16 protein-coding genes and 3 rRNA genes are annotated in these 19,408 nt (G+C 60.7%); 9 read left to right on the top strand and 10 right to left on the bottom strand.

The window, feature by feature from the left end:
- Window positions 1–122: 122 nt before the first annotated feature.
- Complete coding sequence (locus tag OCT39_RS06215; RefSeq protein ID WP_263586794.1) at window positions 123–1,328, top strand: DUF2914 domain-containing protein; 1,206 nt, start codon at window positions 123–125, stop codon at window positions 1,326–1,328.
- A 72-nt stretch (window positions 1,329–1,400) separates the two neighbouring features.
- Window positions 1,401–1,853: a transcriptional regulator SlyA gene (slyA, locus tag OCT39_RS06210; protein WP_263586793.1), complete on the top strand. Its 453-nt coding sequence runs from the start codon at window positions 1,401–1,403 to the stop codon at window positions 1,851–1,853.
- Here slyA and OCT39_RS06205 read toward each other — a convergent pair.
- Complete coding sequence (locus OCT39_RS06205; protein ID WP_263586792.1) at window positions 1,850–2,368, bottom strand: preprotein translocase subunit YajC; 519 nt, start codon at window positions 2,366–2,368, stop codon at window positions 1,850–1,852. The genes slyA and OCT39_RS06205 overlap by 4 nt on opposite strands.
- 142 nt (window positions 2,369–2,510) lie before the next feature.
- On the opposite strand from OCT39_RS06205, the gene OCT39_RS06200 reads away from it, so the two are divergent.
- Window positions 2,511–2,963 carry a universal stress protein gene (locus OCT39_RS06200; protein WP_263586791.1) on the top strand — a complete coding sequence of 151 codons (453 nt, stop codon included), beginning with the start codon at window positions 2,511–2,513 and terminating at the stop codon, window positions 2,961–2,963.
- Window positions 2,964–3,051: 88 nt separating this feature from the next.
- Here the strand turns inward: OCT39_RS06200 and OCT39_RS06195 are convergent, their stop codons facing one another.
- Complete coding sequence (locus tag OCT39_RS06195) at window positions 3,052–4,968, bottom strand: ATP-binding cassette domain-containing protein (protein WP_263586790.1); 1,917 nt, start codon at window positions 4,966–4,968, stop codon at window positions 3,052–3,054.
- Window positions 4,969–5,066: 98 nt separating this feature from the next.
- Complete coding sequence (locus tag OCT39_RS06190) at window positions 5,067–6,719, bottom strand: fatty acid--CoA ligase (RefSeq protein WP_263586789.1); 1,653 nt, start codon at window positions 6,717–6,719, stop codon at window positions 5,067–5,069.
- 181 nt (window positions 6,720–6,900) lie between these two features.
- On the opposite strand from OCT39_RS06190, the gene OCT39_RS06185 reads away from it, so the two are divergent.
- Together OCT39_RS06185 and OCT39_RS06180 are read left to right on the top strand one after the other, a co-directional pair.
- Window positions 6,901–7,761, top strand: coding sequence for a TatD family hydrolase (locus tag OCT39_RS06185; protein WP_263586788.1), 861 nt, complete (start codon window positions 6,901–6,903; stop codon window positions 7,759–7,761).
- Between the two features lies 1 nt (window position 7,762).
- Complete coding sequence (locus OCT39_RS06180; protein WP_263586787.1) at window positions 7,763–8,245, top strand: hypothetical protein; 483 nt, start codon at window positions 7,763–7,765, stop codon at window positions 8,243–8,245.
- On the opposite strand, the gene OCT39_RS06175 is transcribed toward OCT39_RS06180, so the two are convergent.
- Window positions 8,242–8,832 carry an elongation factor P hydroxylase gene (locus OCT39_RS06175; protein ID WP_263586786.1) on the bottom strand — a complete coding sequence of 197 codons (591 nt, stop codon included), beginning with the start codon at window positions 8,830–8,832 and terminating at the stop codon, window positions 8,242–8,244. The genes OCT39_RS06180 and OCT39_RS06175 overlap by 4 nt on opposite strands.
- Window positions 8,833–8,970: 138 nt before the next feature.
- On the opposite strand from OCT39_RS06175, the gene OCT39_RS06170 reads away from it, so the two are divergent.
- The 3 genes from OCT39_RS06170 (at window position 8,971) to OCT39_RS06160 (ending at window position 12,207) form a co-directional block, all read left to right on the top strand.
- Entirely contained in the window at window positions 8,971–10,392 is a 1,422-nt protein-coding gene (locus OCT39_RS06170) for an MATE family efflux transporter (RefSeq protein WP_263586785.1), read from the top strand.
- A gap of 22 nt (window positions 10,393–10,414) precedes the next feature.
- Window positions 10,415–11,395: a DUF3080 domain-containing protein gene (locus OCT39_RS06165; RefSeq protein WP_263586784.1), complete on the top strand. Its 981-nt coding sequence runs from the start codon at window positions 10,415–10,417 to the stop codon at window positions 11,393–11,395.
- 113 nt (window positions 11,396–11,508) lie between these two features.
- Entirely contained in the window at window positions 11,509–12,207 is a 699-nt protein-coding gene (locus tag OCT39_RS06160) for a hypothetical protein (RefSeq protein WP_263586783.1), read from the top strand.
- A 21-nt stretch (window positions 12,208–12,228) separates the two neighbouring features.
- Here OCT39_RS06160 and tusA read toward each other — a convergent pair whose 3' ends face one another.
- Window positions 12,229–12,471 carry a sulfurtransferase TusA gene (gene tusA, locus OCT39_RS06155; RefSeq protein WP_263586782.1) on the bottom strand — a complete coding sequence of 81 codons (243 nt, stop codon included), beginning with the start codon at window positions 12,469–12,471 and terminating at the stop codon, window positions 12,229–12,231.
- 26 nt (window positions 12,472–12,497) lie between these two features.
- On the opposite strand from tusA, the gene OCT39_RS06150 reads away from it, so the two are divergent.
- Window positions 12,498–12,785 carry an antibiotic biosynthesis monooxygenase family protein gene (locus OCT39_RS06150; protein WP_263586781.1) on the top strand — a complete coding sequence of 96 codons (288 nt, stop codon included), beginning with the start codon at window positions 12,498–12,500 and terminating at the stop codon, window positions 12,783–12,785.
- 32 nt (window positions 12,786–12,817) lie between these two features.
- On the opposite strand, the gene rlmM is transcribed toward OCT39_RS06150, so the two are convergent.
- The 5 genes from rlmM to OCT39_RS06125 all read right to left on the bottom strand — a co-directional run bounded on the left by rlmM (window position 12,818) and on the right by OCT39_RS06125 (window position 19,378).
- Complete coding sequence (rlmM, locus tag OCT39_RS06145; protein WP_263586780.1) at window positions 12,818–13,885, bottom strand: 23S rRNA (cytidine(2498)-2'-O)-methyltransferase RlmM; 1,068 nt, start codon at window positions 13,883–13,885, stop codon at window positions 12,818–12,820.
- Window positions 13,886–14,074: 189 nt separating this feature from the next.
- Window positions 14,075–14,266 carry a hypothetical protein gene (locus tag OCT39_RS06140; RefSeq protein ID WP_263586779.1) on the bottom strand — a complete coding sequence of 64 codons (192 nt, stop codon included), beginning with the start codon at window positions 14,264–14,266 and terminating at the stop codon, window positions 14,075–14,077.
- A 163-nt stretch (window positions 14,267–14,429) separates the two neighbouring features.
- Window positions 14,430–14,545 (bottom strand): 5S ribosomal RNA (gene rrf, locus OCT39_RS06135).
- A gap of 130 nt (window positions 14,546–14,675) precedes the next feature.
- Window positions 14,676–17,562: ribosomal RNA gene (locus tag OCT39_RS06130) — 23S ribosomal RNA — on the bottom strand.
- Between the two features lie 281 nt (window positions 17,563–17,843).
- Window positions 17,844–19,378, bottom strand: a 16S ribosomal RNA gene (locus OCT39_RS06125).
- The 16S, 23S and 5S rRNA genes sit together here, the layout of an rRNA operon.
- Between the last annotated feature and the right edge of the window lie 30 nt (window positions 19,379–19,408).

Here is a 19,408-nt window from a genome sequence, read left to right as displayed (position 1 = left end):
GATACGCCCGCAAAACGCTACGTTAGAAGACGCAGCCCTTGCCGTTCAAGGCCTGGCGAGGCTCTATCGACTTTCGTTGCAATCCCTGGGATTATAGGCGCTTTCTCAACGAGTGGACCGTCATGGGCGCTTTTCTGACTCCTACCCGCATGGCCAAGTGGCAGTCACTTGCCGAGCGAATCGTTCTCCGGGTCAAGCCCTGGGCCTTTTTATGGCCACCCATCGCCTTCGCCGCCGGGCTCGGCAGTTTCTTTTTGGTGGACCGTCAGCAGTGGTTGGGGGCGGCGCTGGCGCTGGGACTATTGCTGGCCTGGGGGCTCATGCTCTCGGAGAGCCTTTTGTCGCGCGTACTGAGAAAGCGTGGTCAGGAGGGCCTGCCGCGCATGGTCACCACCTTTATCGCGCAGATGATCCACCAGGAAACGCTTTTTTTCACCCTGCCTTTCATTTTGATCACCACGGTGTGGAACAGCGGCCAGCTCATCTTTGCACTACTCGTGTTGGCGATGGCGATTTTGTCGATCGTCGACCCGCTCTATTACAAGTTGGCCGGGCGCTCGCGAAGCCTTTATTTTCTGTTCCACGCCCTGTGCGTGTTTCTCGTGCTGCTGGTGATTTTACCGATCATGGTGCACCTGACCACCGGGGAAAGTCTTGCGCTGGCGCTCGGCTTGACGGTGTTGATTGCGCTTCCAAGCTTCTGGCACCTGGTCAAGGCAAGAACGCTTACGCGCCTGTGCCTGTTTCTCCTTCTGCTGGTCAGCCTGGCGCTTGCGGGCTGGGTCGCGCGGGTGTGGGTGCCGCCGGCCACGCTCTGGATGACGGGAAGCGCGCTTTCACCAGAATTCGACACCGCCAATCGAACGCCGCTGGGTGAGATGACGCTAACGCCAGAGGCGCTGGCAAGCCGTGGGCTCTACGTCTATACCGCCATTCGCGCCCCGCGAGGCTTGAGCGAAACCGTTCACCACGTTTGGCACCACAACAGCCAGGAGCTGGATACGGTGGAGCTCGATATCAGCGGTGGTCGCGAGCAGGGCTACCGCGCCTGGAGTCATAAGAACAACTTCCCCCAGGACCCGACCGGCAACTGGCGAGTCGATATCATGACCGCCGGCGGCCAGCGGCTGGGGTTGATTCGCTTCGTGGTGGCGGCCGATTCCAATGAGGCAAGCGTCGCCGATGGTCGCATTCGCGCCAGCGGCATGAGCCGGCTACACCTGGGGCGGTTCGTTGCCGGGCGGGGCGAAAGTGAAGAAGATAGTGAAAGCGAGGAAGGCGTCGAGAGTGATGAGAGCGTTGAAAACGTCTCCAATGAGGCCCGCTAATATCCGGCGGGCGCTTGCAATCAGCGCCCGAGGTTATGACAATTCGCTGAACACACTCACGGATCGTGACTCATGGCTTCAACAATAGGTTTTCGGCTTGCGCGTTTACCGCACCTGTGGCGCTCCATTCTGGATCGAAGGCTGGCGCCGCTGGGGCTTACGCAAACCCGCTGGGTGACTCTTTACCATTTATGGCGCCTGGGCGAAGGCCACCCCCAGTGCGATCTGGCCAAGGCGATCGGCGTCGAGGCGCCTTCCTTGGTGCGCACGCTTGGCCAGCTTGAGGAGCAGGGGCTGATCGAGCGGCGTGCCTGCGACAACGACCGGCGCAGTAAACGCATCTTTTTGACACCGAAGGCCACGCCGCTGCTCGAAAAAATCGACAGCGTGGCAAGTCAGGCGCGCGAAGAGATGTTCGCGGGCTTGAGCGACGAGCAGCTCGACACGCTCGACGAGTGGCTGGGCGTGATCGAATCCAACGGCCTCGCCATCCAGTCCCGCGACCAGCAGGGCCCCATCGCCTAACGCGAAGAGGCGCTCAGCGCCAAATTATCCGCCTGGCCTGCGAGCGTCTGAGTGAGCTCGCGAAAGGACGCCACATAGAGCGTAAAGCGCTCAGGCCCCTGCGATTCCCACCACCAAAGCGTCATCGCCTGGGCGCTGGACTCGATCACCAGCGCATCCGTTGGCAGGCGCTCCAAAAGCGCCTTCAGCGAGGTCTCGGCCGCCGCCGGCAGCGGCCTGAGCGGCGCGATGCGCCAACGCCAGCCGGCGTGATAGTGCTCCAGCGCCTCGCTTGCGTGGGCATCGCGCACCAGCACGAAATCCGGCCCCGGTGCTTTTTGCGCGTAGGCAAACCGGTAGCCTGGCATGAAGCCCTTGAAGTTATGCAGCGGCGGCGCGGCCAGTTTCACCTCCACCCCTTCCTTGCGCGCAAAGCTTCTAAGCGCATTCTGCCGCGTTTGGCGCGGATTGGGTTTGAGCCACATGACCGGCGCGGCCACGAACAGCACGACGCCCAGCACGATCAACCATTCCATTTACGACATCCCTCTTTCAACCGATCGATACTTGCGTTAAAAAAACCCGCGTTTGGGCCGTTGTGAACCCCATGCGTTGCGCTTACAGTGAACATTACCCGACAAAGGTGCTCTTTGTTGCTTATTGCGAAGGAGATGGGCCATGAGCTATCACCATATTCTGGTCGCGGTTGATTTGACCAAGGACTCCCACCGGGTGCTCGAGCGCGCGATCGCCGTCTCGCAGCGAAACGAGCATGCCAAAATTTCGATCATGCACACCCTGGAGCCGCTCGGTTTCGCCTACGGGGGCGATATTCCGATGGATTTGACCAGCATTCAGGATCAGCTGGACGACCACGCTAAAAAGCGCCTGTCGGAGATCGCCACGCCCCACGTCAAGCCCGAAGATCAGCACGTGGTGGTCGGCATGCCGGATACCGAAATTCATCGCTTCGCCAACGATCGCGGTGTCGACCTGATCGTGGTGGGCTCCCACGGCCGTCACGGCTTCGCGCTGCTTTTGGGCTCCACCTCGACCGGCGTTCTCCACGGCGCGCCCTGCGACGTGCTGGCGGTGCGCGTGGGCCAAAAAGGCGAGCAGACCGACGAATGATGCCGTGGCCCCGCTAGCGCAAGGCGCCCCGCGGGGCGCCTTTTGTCTTTCAAACTATTCCACATCCTGCCAAATCCAGCCGGCCTGTCTACTCGCCCGCCATCGCCTCGAGCTCCATCCAGCGCTCCATGGCCGTTTCCAGCCGCGCCTGTACGCCCTGCAGCTCGTTGAGCTTTGCCGTTACCTCGGTGGCGGGCTTTTGATAGAACGTCGGCTCGCCGATCACCTTCTCAAGCGCCGCTATCTCCTCTTCCAGGGTTTCGATCTCGCCGGGCAGCGCCTCGAGCTCACGGCGCAGGTTGTAGGAGAGCTTGGCCGACTTTTTCGCCGGGGCGCTTTTGGGCTTCTCGGCACTTTTTGCCTCAGCCTTGCCGGTCGGCTCGGTGTTCTGGCGCGCCGCGCCCTCCCAGGGGGCCGGGGGGAGCTTTCCGCCCTGACGAATCCAGTCGCTGTAGCCGCCGACGTACTCGCGCACCACGCCGTCGCCTTCGAACGCCAGCATGCTGGTCACCACGTGATCCATGAAGGTTCGGTCGTGGGAGACCAGCAGCAGCGTGCCGTCGAAATCGAGCAGCAGCTCTTCCAGAAGCTCGAGGGTTTCCATGTCCAGGTCGTTGGTCGGCTCGTCGAGCACCAGCACGTTCGCCGGCTGAGTGAAAAGCTTGGCCAACAGCAGCCGGTTGGACTCGCCGCCGGAGAGCGCCTTCACCGGCTGGCGCACCCGGTCCGGGGTGAACAGAAAATCCTGCAGGTAGCTCATGACGTGGCGGTCGCGCCCGCCAACGCTGACACGGTCGCTGCCCTGAGCGACGTTGTCGTAGACGGTTTTGTCGAGCTCCAGCCCCGCGCGCAGCTGATCGAAGTAAGCGACCTTCAAATTGGTGCCAAGCTGGACGCTGCCCTCGGTGGGTTCGAGTTGGCCGAGCAGGATCTTCAAAAGCGTCGTCTTGCCCGCGCCGTTGCGGCCCAAAAAGCCGATGCGGTCGCCGCGCATGATTTCGAGATTGACGTTGTCGAGGATGACTTCGTCGCCAAAGCGCTGGCTGACACCCTTGAGCTCGACCACCCGCTTGCCGGTGCGCTCGCCGCTGTCTACCGTGAGGTTCGCGCTGCCCTGACGCTCGCGGCGCTGGCTGCGCTCGGCGCGCATCGCTTCCAGCGCACGCACGCGGCCTTCGTTACGGGTACGCCGTGCCTTGATGCCCTGGCGAATCCAGGTCTCTTCCTGAGCCAGCTTCTTGTCGAACTCGGCGTTTTCGCGCGCCTCGACTTCGAGCTCGTGCTGCTTGCGTGCCTGGTACTCCTCGTACTTGCCCGGGTATCGGCCGAGCTTGCCGCGGTCGAGCTCCAGAATATGGGTGGCAAGCTTCGAGAGAAACGCCCGGTCGTGGGTGATCAAAAGCACCGCGCCGTTGAAGGCGAGAAGCTGCTCCTCGAGCCAGGCGATAGTGTCGAGATCCAGGTGGTTGGTGGGCTCGTCGAGCAGAAGAAGATCCGGCTCGGAGACCAGCGCGCGGGCCAGTGCCACCCGCCGGCGCCAGCCGCCGGAGAGCGCGTTCATCTCCGCCTCCGGCGGTAGCCCCAGGCGCGTCAGCACGACATCGATACGCTGATGAAAGGACCAGCCGTCGATCGCCTCGATACGCGTTTGAAGCGTAGCCATCCGGTTCATGTCCGGGTCGGGGTCGTTGATCAGGTGCTGGTATTCGGACAGAAGCTCGCCGGCCTCCGGCAGGCCCATGGCCACCACGTCGAAAATCGTCATGCCGGAGGACTCCGGCAGCTCCTGGGCGAGCACGCCGACCTTCAGGCCCGGCGCGCGCCAGACGGTGCCGTCGTCGGCCTGGATGTCACCGGCCACCAGCTTCAAAAGCGTCGACTTACCGGTGCCGTTGCGACCCACCAGCGCCAGCCGCTCGCCCTTCTCCACCGTAAGCTCAGCGCGGTCCAGCAGGGTCTGTGTGCCATAGGCCAGTTGTAGCTGCTCAAGTCGTAACAGGGTCACGCGGTATCCTCCATGTCGTCAGGCGCACAGTGTAACGCATGGCCCGGTTGAACGGTGAACTCGAATCACCGCCGCCCGAGCCATCCGGCGCCGATGACTCAGAGCCCGCTTCGAATGCGCTTTTTATCCAGCTTGCCGACGCTGGTCTTGGGAATCTCGTCGACGAGACGAATATCTCGCGGCACGCCCCAGCGGTTGAGCTTGCCGTCATCGACGAAGCGCTCCATGAAGGAGATCAACGCCTCAATAGAGGGCGGCTCGTTGAGGTTCTGCGCGACGACCCAAGCCACCGGCCGCTCGCCCCACTTGTCGTCGGCAACGCCCACTACCGCCACTTCCGCGACCTCCGGGTGCTGGCTCAAAAGGCTTTCCAGCTCGAGCGACGATAGCCACTCGCCGCCAGTCTTGATCACGTCCTTGATGCGGTCACTGATGGTCAAAAACCCCGCCTCGTCGATCGAGCCCACGTCACCGGTGTGGAGCCAGCCGTCGCGCCAGAGCTCTTCGCTGCGCGTCTCTTCCTTGAAGTAGGCCTGCGTCAGCCAGGGCGCCTTCATGCGGACTTCCCCCACGCTTTGGCCATCATGGGGTAGCGGCTGGCCCTCGGTATCGACCACCTGAAGATCCACGAAAGGCGCCGGTAATCCTGCCTTGCAGCGCCAGGCAAGTTGAGTCTCATAGTCGGCCTCCTCGACGTGGCGCGGTAGAACGTCGATAGTCACCACCGGGCAGGTCTCCGACATGCCGTAGGCACTGCGGGTATCGACCCCCAGCGCCCAGGCGCGCCGCGAAAGGCTCTGGGTCAGGGCACTGCCGCCCAAAAGCACCTTCCAACCGGTGAGATCCACCCGCCTGGAGGAGACCGCCTCGGTGCTTAGCACCATGTTGAGCAGCGTCGGTACGCAGTGGGAGAAATCGACCCGCTCCTCGACGAGCAGCTTGACCAGCATCTCGGCGTCATATCGGCCGGGATAGACCTGGGTGGCGCCCAACAGCGTGGCCGTGTAGGGCACGCCCCAGGCGTGAACGTGGAACATCGGCGTAATCGGCATGTACACCTTGTCGCGACTCAAAAGCTCCACGCCCTTCGCCTGGAAAAGGTTCGCCTCGCTCAGCGTGTGCAGCACGAGCTGGCGGTGGGTGAAAAAGACGCCCTTGGGATTGCCGGTGGTGCCCGTGGTGTAGAAAAGCGTGGCCACGGCGTTTTCATCGAAGGTGGGAAAGTCGAAGCGACGCGGCTGCTCGGCCAGTAGCGCCTCAAACTCACCAACGACGTTGAGCGACGTATTAACCGCGTGTGGCGTCTCCTGGCAAAGCACGTAGCCGCGTACCCGATCGAGTTTTGGCGCCAGCGGCTCGAGCAGCGGCAAAAAATCCTCGTGGGTCAGCACGAAGGTGTCCTCGGCGTGCTGCATGGTGTAGAGAATCTGCTCCGGGGCCAAGCGTACGTTCACGGTATGCAGCACCGCGCCGATCATGGGGATGGCGAAAAAGCACTCCAGATAGCGATGGCTATCCCAATCGAGTACCGCCACCACGTCGCCGGCCTCGACACCCTGAGCGGTCAGCAGGTGCGCAAGCTGATGCACGCGCTCCTCGAAGTGGCGATAGTCGTGGCGGCTGTGGTCGCGGTAGACGATCGGGTTGGCGCCGGCGGCGCGTACGCCGGCGCTCAGCAAATCCCCAATCAACAGCGGTGGGTTCGTCGCCGAGGCGGTGGCGGGCAGGATTTTGGGGGTGACGTTGGGCATGGGCGGCTCGCTTTTTATTGCTGTGTTAAACGGCTGTTTGATCGCCTTTAGTGTTCACCGCCCGTTGATCCGGCGCAATCCGTTCCCACTTCTGCTTTGGTATTAGCCGGACGTCCCTCCAAGCCGTTACAATGGCGCGACTCTCACCCGCCGATACGGCGTCCACCTGCAGGAGCCGGGTTTGACCACAACCGACACGCCATCCTTTTTACCCGAGGCGCTGTGTTTTCGCCCGCGCGAGGCGCTGGTGGATATCGGCGCCAACCTGACCCACGAAAGCTTCGAGCGCGATCTGGACGCGGTCATCGAGCGCGCCCAGGCAGCTAACGTGACGACGATGATCGTGACCGGCACCGATCTTGCCCACGCCGAGCAGGCCGTGGCGTTGGCCAAGCGCTTTCCCGGTCTTTACGCCACCGCCGGCGTCCACCCCCACGATGCGAGCGGCTGGAGTAATGAACTCGCCCGTCAGATGGCGGCGCTGCATAAAGCGCCCGCGGTGGTGGCGGTCGGCGAATGCGGGCTCGACTTCAACCGCAACTTCTCCACCCCCGCGGAGCAGGAGAAGGCGTTCGAGGCGCAGCTGTCGCTTGCCGCCGAAAGCGGTTTGCCGCTGTTTCTTCACGAACGCGACGCCGGCGCGCGCATGCGCGAAATACTCAAGGCCTGGCGCGACGATATTTCTAAAGCGGTGATCCACTGCTTCACCGGCGAGGCGCAGACGCTCTACGGCTACCTGGATCTGGATCTGCATATCGGCCTGACCGGCTGGATCTGCGACGAGCGCCGCGGCCATCACCTGCGCCCGCTGTGCAAGGACATTCCGCTCAACCGGCTGATGCTCGAAACCGACTGCCCTTACCTTTTGCCACGTAACCTGCCGGCCAAGCTCAAGGGCCGACGCCACGAACCGGCACTGCTGCCCTGGATCAGCCGGGAGATCGCTCATTGGGCCGGCGTGGAAGAAGAAACACTGATCAATGAAACCACCCGCACCGCCCGGCGCTTTTTCAATCTCGATAGCGCCTTGAAGGAGAATTAACGTGGCCGAAATGCCCGGATTTATCGCCATCGAAACCGGCGAAGAGGATGGCCTGCCGCTGGCGATCGCCTGGTCGCTGCCGGAGGGGCGCATCAAGCAGACGCTGATTCAGCCCGACGACAGCTGGATCGAGGAGGACACCAACGTCTCCGGCGCCTACAGCATCGAAGAGCTCGAAAGCCTGGGCGTGAGCCCGCTGGACGTGATTCGCGAGCTCGAAACCGACCACTTCTCCGCCACGCTCTACACCAGCGACAACGGCGAGGACGAAGCGGCGCTGGCCCGCCTTTTCGACACCTACGGGCTGGACCCCTTCATCGAGCTGGCGCCGGCCCACGTGCTTTACGATCGGCTATCGAGCGGCGAGTGGCACCGCCTGCGCGGCGACACTTTCAGCGACCGTGGCCTCGAGCCCATGCGCGCCGAGCACGAAGTCGAGGTGATGCTGGCCCTGCACCAGCGCCTGAGCGAGCGCGAAGATTAGCCAGCCACCTTGTCATTGGGCGTTTTGGTGCCGAGTGCTTCAAGACCTGCTGTAACGGCGCCATCGAGCGTATCCCCCTGCTGATAAAAGCGTGACAGCGCCCGGCGAAACGCCCGGGCGCGAAGTGGCAGCCCGTCGCGCTCGAAACGCGCCGCGCGCTCAAGTACCTTCGCCTCAAAGGCGGCCCGGTCGACCTCGACCGCCCCGCCCAGGTTATCGACGCTCACGTTGAAGGCGCGCCCGCACGCACGGGTAAAGAGATACTCCAGCGCCTGGGGGGCGATTTCGGCGCGCTCGAACGCCGCCTGCTCGAAAGCGTCGCGCCCATCCGGCAGATACCAGTAGCCGTAATCCTCCTGCTCGCGGCGTTTGGCGCCGGCGATGCACCAGTGGCTGATTTCATGCAGGGCGCTGGCGAAGAAGCCGCGCGCGAAAATCACCTGGTGATACGGCGTCTCGCTCGTCGCCGGCAGGTAAAGCGGCTCGTCGCCGCCCTTGATCAGCCGCGTTTGGTAGGTGTCGGCGAATACGCCATCAAACAGCGCGATGATATCGGCCAGCGTCCAGCGCTCGAAGGTCTTGGTCACTATCGCGTCACTTCAAAAAAGGGGTGGAAACACGGTCTCGGTAAATGCGGCCGCCGAGACCCGCTTACAGGCATCCGGCGGCGAAATTTGCTACGCTTGCGCCCTTTCATCGACCCCCTCACGTGGAGGAGCCTAGCCGTGGGCGCCGCCGTTCATCGTATCAAATCCCTCTACGGGCCCGAAACTCGTCTGCTGATCGCGCTGGCGCTTCCCATCGTGGGCGCCCAGCTCGCCCAGGCCGCTATCGGCGTGGTCGATACCATGATGACCGGGCGCTTTGGCGCCACCTCGCTTGCCGCCGTCTCGGTGGGCTCGAGTCTCTGGACGCCGCTGATGCTGTTCATGACCGGCACGCTCATGGGCGTGACGCCGATCGTTGCGCACCTGCTGGGCGGTCAGCGCACCGCGGACATTCCCAGGGCAGTCCACCAGGCGCTTTGGGTCGCGCTGGTGCTCGGCATCGTGGCCGCCTTTTTACTGCATACCGCGACGCTTCCCGTGTTCGAGCGCATGGACGTACCCGAGGCCGTGGCGCGCGAGGCGAGCGCGTATCTGGGCGCGGTCGCCTTTGGTATGCCGGGCATCGCGCTGTTTCAGGCGCTGCGCGCGTTTTCCGACGGCATGAACCATACCCGCCCGGCGCTCTGGATCAGCCTGATCGGCCTTTTGATCAACGTACCGAGCAACTACGTGCTGATCTACGGCGGCGACGGCCTGATTGACCTGTTTGGTGCCTGGCTACCCACCCCGCTTGCTACGCTGCCCGCGCTTGGGGCGCTGGGCTGCGGGATCGCCACCGCCCTTTCCATGTGGTCGATGGCGCTGGCCATGGCCTTCTACACCGCCCGTAGCCGCAGCCGCAACTACCAGGGCATTGCGCTTTGGCAGCGCCTGTATCGCCCATACTGGGCCGGCATTCGCGAGCTGGTCGTCGTTGGCATGCCGATCGGCGTGGCGATCTTCGTCGAGGTGACGCTGTTCACGCTGATTGCGCTGTTCATCGCAAGCCTCGGTGAAGTCACCGTGGGCGCCCACCAGATCGCGCTAAGCTATACGTCACTCTTGTTCATGCTGCCGCTGTCGCTGAGCATGGCGCTGACGGTGCGGGTAGGCAATACGCTCGGCCAGGGGCGCCCGGCGCACGCAAGGCATGTCGCCTGGAACGGCATCGCGCTGAGCGTTCTCATCGCCGCGGTCAACAGCGCGTTTTTATGGCTGAGCGCGAAGCCGGTGATCGCACTCTATACCGCCAACCCGGAGATTCAGACGCTGACGCTTTCGATCATCTCGCTGGCGGTGATCTTCCAGCTCTCCGATTCGCTGCAGGTGAATCTGGCCGGCGCGCTCAGAGGCTACAAGGACACCCGGATCGTCATGGTGATCACCGTGCTCTCCTACTGGATCGTCGGCCTGGGCGGCGGCTACTGGCTAGGCACCCAGGGGCTTGGCGGTCTCACCGGGCCGCTCGGCGTTCACGGCTACTGGGTCGGCCTGATCGCCGGGCTAAGCACCGCGGCACTGCTTCTCGGGTGGCGCCTGAAACGGATCAGCCTGAGGTAAGCGCATGAAACGTTGCCTTTCGATGATAACCCCACTGTGTTCAGCGCTGCTGCTGAGCGCCTGTGGGAGCAATGAGGATCCGGCCTGGCAGGCTTATCACCAGACGCTTGAAAGCGCGCTCGACGCCGAGCCGATCGCCCGCGAGGCACCCTCCAACATCGGCGCCTTTCCAGACCGCCGCGAGCGGCTGCTCGACGTGCCGGACATCCGTGAAAGCATGTTCAACGTCTACGCGCTTCGCGAGTGCGATATTACCTCGCTGGTAGCAGCGCGTAACAACCAGCTTGGGCGCGTCGCGCCCCCCAGCCAACACTGGCTTTACGAGCGCGAGCTGTGGCGGCGTCTGGAACGCTGCTCCCAAAGTGACGTTGTTGAAGGGCTGGGTGAAAACGACCGAGCGCGGCTTTTGAACCTGACCGCGCTCAAGACCGAACAGCTGCCCGCCGTAGGCTTCAATGCGCTGTTCGACTCAGAGGAGTGGGAAAAGAACTTCTCCCGCGCGAGCCAGCCGCTCGAATTGACGGCGCTGCCGGACATGACCCGCGAACTCGAGGCGCTAGGCTATCTCGAGACCATGGTCCTCAACACCTACGACCTCGAGTGGCAGGCGGACTCCGCCACCCTCGAGCAGCATCTCAAAGCCCTTCAGGCGCGCCCGCTGACCGCCGAAGTGCTGCGCACGCTGTTGCTGGGTGCCGAGCGCCTGAACGAGGCCAACCGGCTGCTCGCAAGCCACCTGCCCGCCACGCAATGCCTGCCGGCTTGGCAAAGCGACTGGCTGGCAAATATGGCGCGTGCCGCTCGGCGCTGGCTTGGCCAGGTCAACGCCTTGATCGATGCGCATGAGGTAAACGCCCCAGCGGCGGTGGCCGAGTATCAGCGTCAGTGGCTCTCTCTGGAGACCGCAAGTGCTCCCTGGCCACGCTTTGAAGCCGCACTGATGGAGCACCTTGCGCTTCGCACGGCCTACCCGGTGTGTACACGGAATCAAGGCGTTGATTAAAAAATAAGTAGGTTCTCTTAACCTGGCGTCCAACCTGTGCTATTGGTTGAAATACGCGGTAGGCAGTTTCGCGCCTATCAACGTCGTGACCACGCAGCACCAGGAGGGACACTATGGGTCGACCCCATTCACCCCACTCTGCCCAGGTCATCGACCTGGAAACCGCGCGCCAACGTCAGCAGGCGCGCAAGTGCGTGATTCGTCTAGCCCCCGAGCTCGACGGACTCGAGATGGTTTACCAGCTCGCTGCGAGTCCCGACACCTATTACGGCCTGCCGATACTGGCGTGGGGCTTGCGTGACGACGGTAATGTCGTGGGTCTGGTGCCCTGGATGAACGGGCTGTGCGCCTGCAACGAGCTCGACAGCCAGGAAAACGGTCATTTCGTCGGCTATCGCGACCCGGAAACCGAGGAAATTTTCGAGCTACCACCGGAGCATAAGCACGCCGAACTCATCGCGGCGGCAGACTACTTCGAGTACGAAGCGTCAAAAGACGTGGCGCTGATTCAGCAAATTCCCGACACGCTCGGCACCCACGCGCTGTGCATGAACCAGGAAGATGCGCCCTGGCATATGAAACCGGTGTTTGGTTGGCGTCTTTATAGCAATGGGAGCGTCGAGGCGCTGCTCGCCGACGAAGAGAAAGCGCAAATGTCGCCGATCATCCTGGGTGATTCTTGCCTATTCGATGCCCATACCCGCTATCAGACCATCTACTTCTTTCAGCGCCACATCGCCAATCGGATTCTCGAAGAGGACCCGGCCACACTGGAGGCGCTGGCGATGATGGTCGTGCCCGACGACGAGTAGTGCCGGGTACCGCTCGATGGCTCACGCAAGGCGAATGAAGTAGCGGTATTCGCCTTCGTGTTCACGCTGGGTCATCAGTTCGTGGCCCAGGAACTGACAGAACTTGGGCACATCGCGCGTAGTGGCGGGGTCGGTCGCCACGACTTCGAGAACCTGCCCGGCACTCATGTCGCGGACCTTATTATGCATAAGCATAATGGGCTCGGGGCAGTAGAGTCCGGTAGTATCCAGCGTAGCGTCACAAGCGGGCGTCGTATCAGTCATCTCGGGCCTCGGTAAGGAAGTGGCATATGGTTAAAGTTATCATCGAACGGCGCATCATGCCCGGCCTTGAGCAGGAGTACGAGCAGGCGGCCCGAGAAGCGATGCGCGTCTCGCTCGGCGTCAGTGGCTTCGTCAGCGGTGAGACGCTGGTCAGGGTTGGCCAGCCGGACCGTCGCCTGATGATCACCAAGTGGCGCGATCTGCGTGCCTGGAAAGAGTGGCACCAAAGCGAGGCAAGAGCCAGGGCGATGGAACAAATCCTGCCACTTCTCACCGAAGACGAAACCGTGCAGGTATTTGAAGCCGCTCTTTGATAGGTGACGATCCGCTCGCCGGGTACGCGGGTCTAGTGCGTTAACCGCACGTGAACCGTCACCTCTTCACGATCGTGATAAAGGTGGCGACAGCGAATTTCGGCACTCACCCCCGCCTCTTTCAGCGACTCCTCAAGGGTGTCCAAACAGCGCGTCACTTCGTCCCAGCGCTTTTTCATCGGCAGTTTCAAATTGAAGATCGCCTCACGGCACCATTGGCGCGTCAGCCACCGCTGTACCATGGTCAATACGCGCACGGGCTTGTCGACGATGTCGCACACCAGCCAGTCCAGCCGCTGGTCCGGCGCCCAAACGAAGCCGTCCTCTTTCAAGTGATCGACCTGGCCGGTTTTCATCAACGCCTTGTCCATCGGGCCATTATCGATCGCGTAGACGTACATGCCGCGCTGAACGAGCTGCCAGGTCCAGCCGCCAGGGGCAGCGCCCAGATCTGCCGCCTGCATGTGTTCGGCAAGCCGGGTATCCCACTGATCCCGGGGAACGAACTCGTACCACGCCTCTTCGAGCTTGAGCGTCGAGCGACTGGGCGCGCGCGAGGGAAAGCGTAGCCGGCGAATGCCGTTTTTGAGCTCGCTGCGATTGCCGGGAAAGCTGATGGCGAGCTGGACCCGGTCGCCGCTGGTCCAGAAAACGTGCAGCCGCCGACCGCCGGCCTTACGCCTGAGCGCGCCGCGCTTGGTCAATAAGCTCTCCAGCGGCTTCGTCAATGCCTTGATCAGCCCGGCCAGCGCCTTGCCATCGTTGGTATCCGGCGTTTCATGCCAGATCTCCTCGAAGCTCCAGCGGCTCGATTTGATCTGCTCGAGCATCGGCGTGAGCCGGTCCTCCTTCGAAAGCGACAGCGGAGCCAGCGCGGCTAGACTCTGACGCGCAAAGATGAGCTTGTCGAATCGCGCGTCGCGATGCAGCGTGTTGATCGGCTCGTCGTCGGTCCGCGTCAGGCTCGCCCAGCCCTCCCCTCGCTGTGGCACGCAGGGTACGCAAGCCAGCGCGGCGTGGTGCTGCATCTCTGCCAGCGCATCGGGCTCGAAGCCCGGGCGGCAGTACACAAGCCAGGTTGAGGGCGCTATTTCACTCACGGGGGACTCCACTCTGTGCCGGTCGCATTGAATTCGAGGCGCATCATACCATCGCAGGCCACGTTATCGGGCGCGAACTGCTTATTTACAATAAGATCACGCTGTCATCGTTTGCCACGGCGAGCTTTCGATAGCCCGAATACAGAAAAGCCGCCCATGGGGCGGCTTTTCTATAACCAGCGGCGAATATCAATTCTCTGCGGCATCCTCGATATCTTCACCCGCATCTTCGATGCTCTCGCCGGCGCTTTCAATGCTGTTATCGATATTTTCGCCCGCTTCTTCTGCCGGACCCTGATCGTTGTCGCAGGCTGCAAGCCCGCCAGCCATCAGTGCGATCAAGGCGGCCATCAATAGTTTTTTCATCATGTCTCCTTTCATTTTTTACGCTCCTTTTTGCCGAATTAAACGACCTTTGCATCATACGGTTTTTATTCAACGAAACACAACTGCCAACTTTTTCATTGTCTCGCGTCAGGACACGTATTTTCCACGCATAAAAAAAGCCCCGAACACAGAGTGCTCGGGGCTTTTTCGAATAGGTGCCTGACGATAACCTACTCTCGCATGGGGAGACCCCACACTACCATCGGCGCGTTGCGGTTTCACTTCCGAGTTCGGCAAGGGATCGGGTGGTTCACGCAAGCCATGGTCGTCAGGCGTAACTTTCAATGTATATCGGCTGACGGTTTCGTGATCGTCCCGTTCGACATGAAGCCTTTCGCTTCATGCTCATGCGTATCCGGTTCTTGCTTCGTTGTCACTGCGGGCCGAACCCCTTGGGTGTTATAGGGTCAAGCCTCACGGGCCATTAGTACACGTTAGCTCAACACCTTGCGGTGCGTCCACACCGTGCCTATCAACCAGCTGGTCTCGCTGGGCCCTTCAGGAGGCTCAAGGCCTCGGGGATGTCTCATCTTGAAGGGGGCTTCCCGCTTAGATGCTTTCAGCGGTTATCCCGTCCGCACATAGCTACCCGGCAATGCCACTGGCGTGACAACCGGAACACCAGAGGTGCGTCCACTCCGGTCCTCTCGTACTAGGAGCAGCCCTTCTCAAACATCCAACGCCCACGGCAGATAGGGACCGAACTGTCTCACGACGTTCTAAACCCAGCTCGCGTACCACTTTAAATGGCGAACAGCCATACCCTTGGGACCGACTTCAGCCCCAGGATGTGATGAGCCGACATCGAGGTGCCAAACACCGCCGTCGATGTGAACTCTTGGGCGGTATCAGCCTGTTATCCCCGGAGTACCTTTTATCCGTTGAGCGATGGCCCTTCCATACAGAACCACCGGATCACTAGAACCTGCTTTCGCACCTGCTCGACGTGTCTGTCTCGCAGTCAAGCACCCTTATGCTCTTGCACTCATTGCACGATGTCCGACCGTGCTGAGGGTACCTTCGTGCTCCTCCGTTACTCTTTGGGAGGAGACCGCCCCAGTCAAACTACCCACCACACACTGTCCTCGACCCGGATGACGGGTCGGAGTGAGAACACCAATGATGCCAGGCCGGTATTTCAAGGGTGGCTCCCTCCGAACTGGCGTCCGGAGTTCCTAGCCTCCCGGCTATCCTACACAGGCAACATCAGTATCCAGTGTGAAGCTATAGTAAAGGTTCACGGGGTCTTTCCGTCTAGCCGCGGGTACACCGCATCTTCACGGCGATTTCAATTTCACTGAGTCTCGGGTGGAGACAGCGTGGCCATCATTACGCCATTCGTGCAGGTCGGAACTTACCCGACAAGGAATTTCGCTACCTTAGGACCGTTATAGTTACGGCCGCCGTTTACCGGGCTTCGATCAGGAGCTTCGCCCGAGGGCTAACACCATCACTTAACCTTCCGGCACCGGGCAGGCGTCACACCCTATACGTCCGCTTGCGCGTTGGCAGAGTGCTGTGTTTTTACTAAACAGTTGCAGCCACCTGGTATCTTCGGCCGGTTCGGGCTCGGGGAGCAAGTCCCTCTACCCTACGCCGGCGTGCCTTCTCCCGAAGTTACGGCACCATTTTGCCTAGTTCCTTCACCCGAGTTCTCTCAAGCGCCTTGGGATTCTCACCCTGACCACCTGTGTCGGTTTGGGGTACGGTCGCACATGATCTGAAGCTTAGAGGCTTTTCCTGGAAGCGTGGCATCAGTGACTTCCTGACCGTGGTCAGTTCGTCTCGCATCTCGGCCTTGAACGCCCGGATTTGCCTGAGCATTCAGCCTACCTGCTTTCACCGGGACAACCAGCGCCCGGCTCACCTAGCCTTCTCCGTCCCCCCATCGCAATCATGTCCGGTACGGGAATATTGACCCGTTTCCCATCGACTACGCCTTTCGGCCTCGCCTTAGGGGCCGACTCACTCTGCTCTGATTAGCATCGAACAGAAACCCTTGGTCTTCCGGCGGGGGAGTTTTTCACTCCCCTTATCGTTACTCATGTCAGCATTCGCACTCGTGATACCTCCAGCAGACCTCTCGATCCACCTTCGTCGGCGTACACGACGCTCCTCTACCGCTCATCCAGAGGATGAACCCGTAGCTTCGGTACCTGGTTTAGCCCCGTTACATCTTCCGCGCAGGCCGACTCGACCAGTGAGCTATTACGCTTTCTTTAAAGGATGGCTGCTTCTAAGCCAACCTCCTGGCTGTCTGAGCCTTCCCACATCGTTTCCCACTTAACCAGGATTTGGGGACCTTAGCTGACGGTCCGGGTTGTTTCCCTTTTCACGACGGACGTTAGCACCCGCCGTGTGTCTCCCACGCTGCACTCACCGGTATTCGGAGTTTGCCTCGGGTTGGTAAGTCGGGATGACCCCCTAGCCGAAACAGTGCTCTACCCCCGGTGGTGATACGTGAGGCGCTACCTAAATAGCTTTCGAGGAGAAACCAGCTATCTCCGGGCTTGATTAGCCTTTCACTCCGATCCACAAGTCATCCAAATCTTTTTCAACAGATCCTGGTTCGGGCCTCCAGTTGATGTTACTCAACCTTCACCCTGCTCATGGATAGATCGCCCGGTTTCGGGTCTATATCCAGCGACTGGTCGCCCAGTTAAGACTCGATTCTCTACGCCTCCCTATTCGGTTAAGCTCGCCACTGAATATAAGTCGCTGACCCATTATACAAAAGGTACGCAGTCACAGAACAAGTCTGCTCCCACTGCTTGTACGCACACGGTTTCAGGATCTATTTCACTCCCCTCGCCGGGGTTCTTTTCGCCTTTCCCTCACGGTACTGGTTCACTATCGGTCAGCCAGGAGTATTTAGCCTTGGAGGATGGTCCCCCCGTCTTCAATCAGGGTTTCTCGTGCCCCGACCTACTCGATTTCACTGTGCTCGGATTTCGGCTACGGGACTATCACCCGCTATGGTCAGACTTCCCAGACTGTTCGCCTATCGATTGCACAACTTAAGGGCTGGTCCCCGTTCGCTCGCCGCTACTGGGGGAATCTCGGTTGATTTCTTTTCCTCGGGGTACTTAGATGTTTCAGTTCCCCCGGTTCGCCTCGTATCCCTATGTATTCAGGATACGATACCGACCTTGTGGTCGGTGGGTTTCCCCATTCAGAGATGTTCGGGTCGCAGGTCGTTTGCCACCTCACCGAACCTTATCGCAGGCTTCCACGTCTTTCATCGCCTCTGGCTGCCTAGGCATCCACCGTGTGCGCTTCATTGCTTGACCCTATAACCCGAAGGAGTCCGGGCCCGCAATGAAACGATTGCCGGATACGCTTGAGACGTATCACAAAACAATTGCGTATCGAGATCACGTCACGATTACAGGAGCCGAAGCTCATGTCACCGTATCGTCATTCGATACTGTCAGCATGATATACATTGTTAAAGAGCGACTGCCATAAGCAGTGACAAGACAACGCGTGGCGTCTGGCTTGTCACTGCTCATCAACAGCATCTGATCAGGCAATTCATTGTGGACGTTTACCGCGAGGATGACGCATCGTTTAAGGAGGTGATCCAGCCGCAGGTTCCCCTACGGCTACCTTGTTACGACTTCACCCCAGTCATGAACCACACCGTGGTGATCGCTTTCCCGAGGGTTAAGCTAACCACTTCTGGTGCAGTCCACTCCCATGGTGTGACGGGCGGTGTGTACAAGGCCCGGGAACGTATTCACCGTGGCATTCTGATCCACGATTACTAGCGATTCCGACTTCACGGAGTCGAGTTGCAGACTCCGATCCGGACTGAGACCGGCTTTTCGGGATTCGCTTGCTCTCGCGAGTTCGCTGCCCTTTGTACCGGCCATTGTAGCACGTGTGTAGCCCTGCTCGTAAGGGCCATGATGACTTGACGTCGTCCCCACCTTCCTCCGGTTTGTCACCGGCAGTCTCCCTAGAGTTCCCGCCATTACGCGCTGGCAAATAGGGACAAGGGTTGCGCTCGTTACGGGACTTAACCCAACATTTCACAACACGAGCTGACGACAGCCATGCAGCACCTGTCTCTGCGTTCCCGAAGGCACCCCGGAATCTCTTCCGGGTTCGCAGGATGTCAAGAGCAGGTAAGGTTCTTCGCGTTGCATCGAATTAAACCACATGCTCCACCGCTTGTGCGGGCCCCCGTCAATTCATTTGAGTTTTAACCTTGCGGCCGTACTCCCCAGGCGGTCGACTTATCGCGTTAACTTCGCCACAAGGTGCACAAGGCACCCAACGGCTGGTCGACATCGTTTACGGCGTGGACTACCAGGGTATCTAATCCTGTTTGCTACCCACGCTTTCGCACCTCAGTGTCAGTGTCAGTCCAGAAGGCCGCCTTCGCCACTGGTATTCCTCCCGATCTCTACGCATTTCACCGCTACACCGGGAATTCCACCTTCCTCTCCTGCACTCTAGCCTGACAGTTCCGGATGCCGTTCCCAGGTTGAGCCCGGGGCTTTCACAACCGGCTTGTCAAGCCACCTACGCGCGCTTTACGCCCAGTAATTCCGATTAACGCTTGCACCCTCCGTATTACCGCGGCTGCTGGCACGGAGTTAGCCGGTGCTTCTTCTGTGGGTGATGTCCTTCCTGACGGGTATTAACCGGCAGGCCTTCTTCCCCACTGAAAGTGCTTTACAACCCGAGGGCCTTCTTCACACACGCGGCATGGCTGGATCAGGCTTGCGCCCATTGTCCAATATTCCCCACTGCTGCCTCCCGTAGGAGTTCGGGCCGTGTCTCAGTCCCGATGTGGCTGATCATCCTCTCAGACCAGCTACGGATCGTCGCCCTGGTGAGCCGTTACCTCACCAGCTAGCTAATCCGACATGGGCTCGTCCGATAGCGGGAGCCGAAGCCCCCTTTCTCCCGTAGGACGTATGCGGTATTAGCCTGGGTTTCCCCAGGTTATCCCCCACTATCGGGTGGATTCCCATGCATTACTCACCCGTCCGCCGCTCGCCACCAGGAAGCAAGCTTCCCGTGCTGCCGCTCGACTTGCATGTGTTAAGCCTGCCGCCAGCGTTCAATCTGAGCCATGATCAAACTCTTCAGTTTAAAATCAGTGTGATTCTTGCCTGCCCCACA

It is taken from the genome of Halomonas sp. GD1P12 (assembly GCF_025725645.1).
Taxonomy (GTDB): Bacteria; Pseudomonadota; Gammaproteobacteria; order Pseudomonadales; family Halomonadaceae; genus Vreelandella.
Note: the sequence above shows the minus strand (reverse complement) of the source record. Positions and strands in the feature narration are given on the sequence as shown.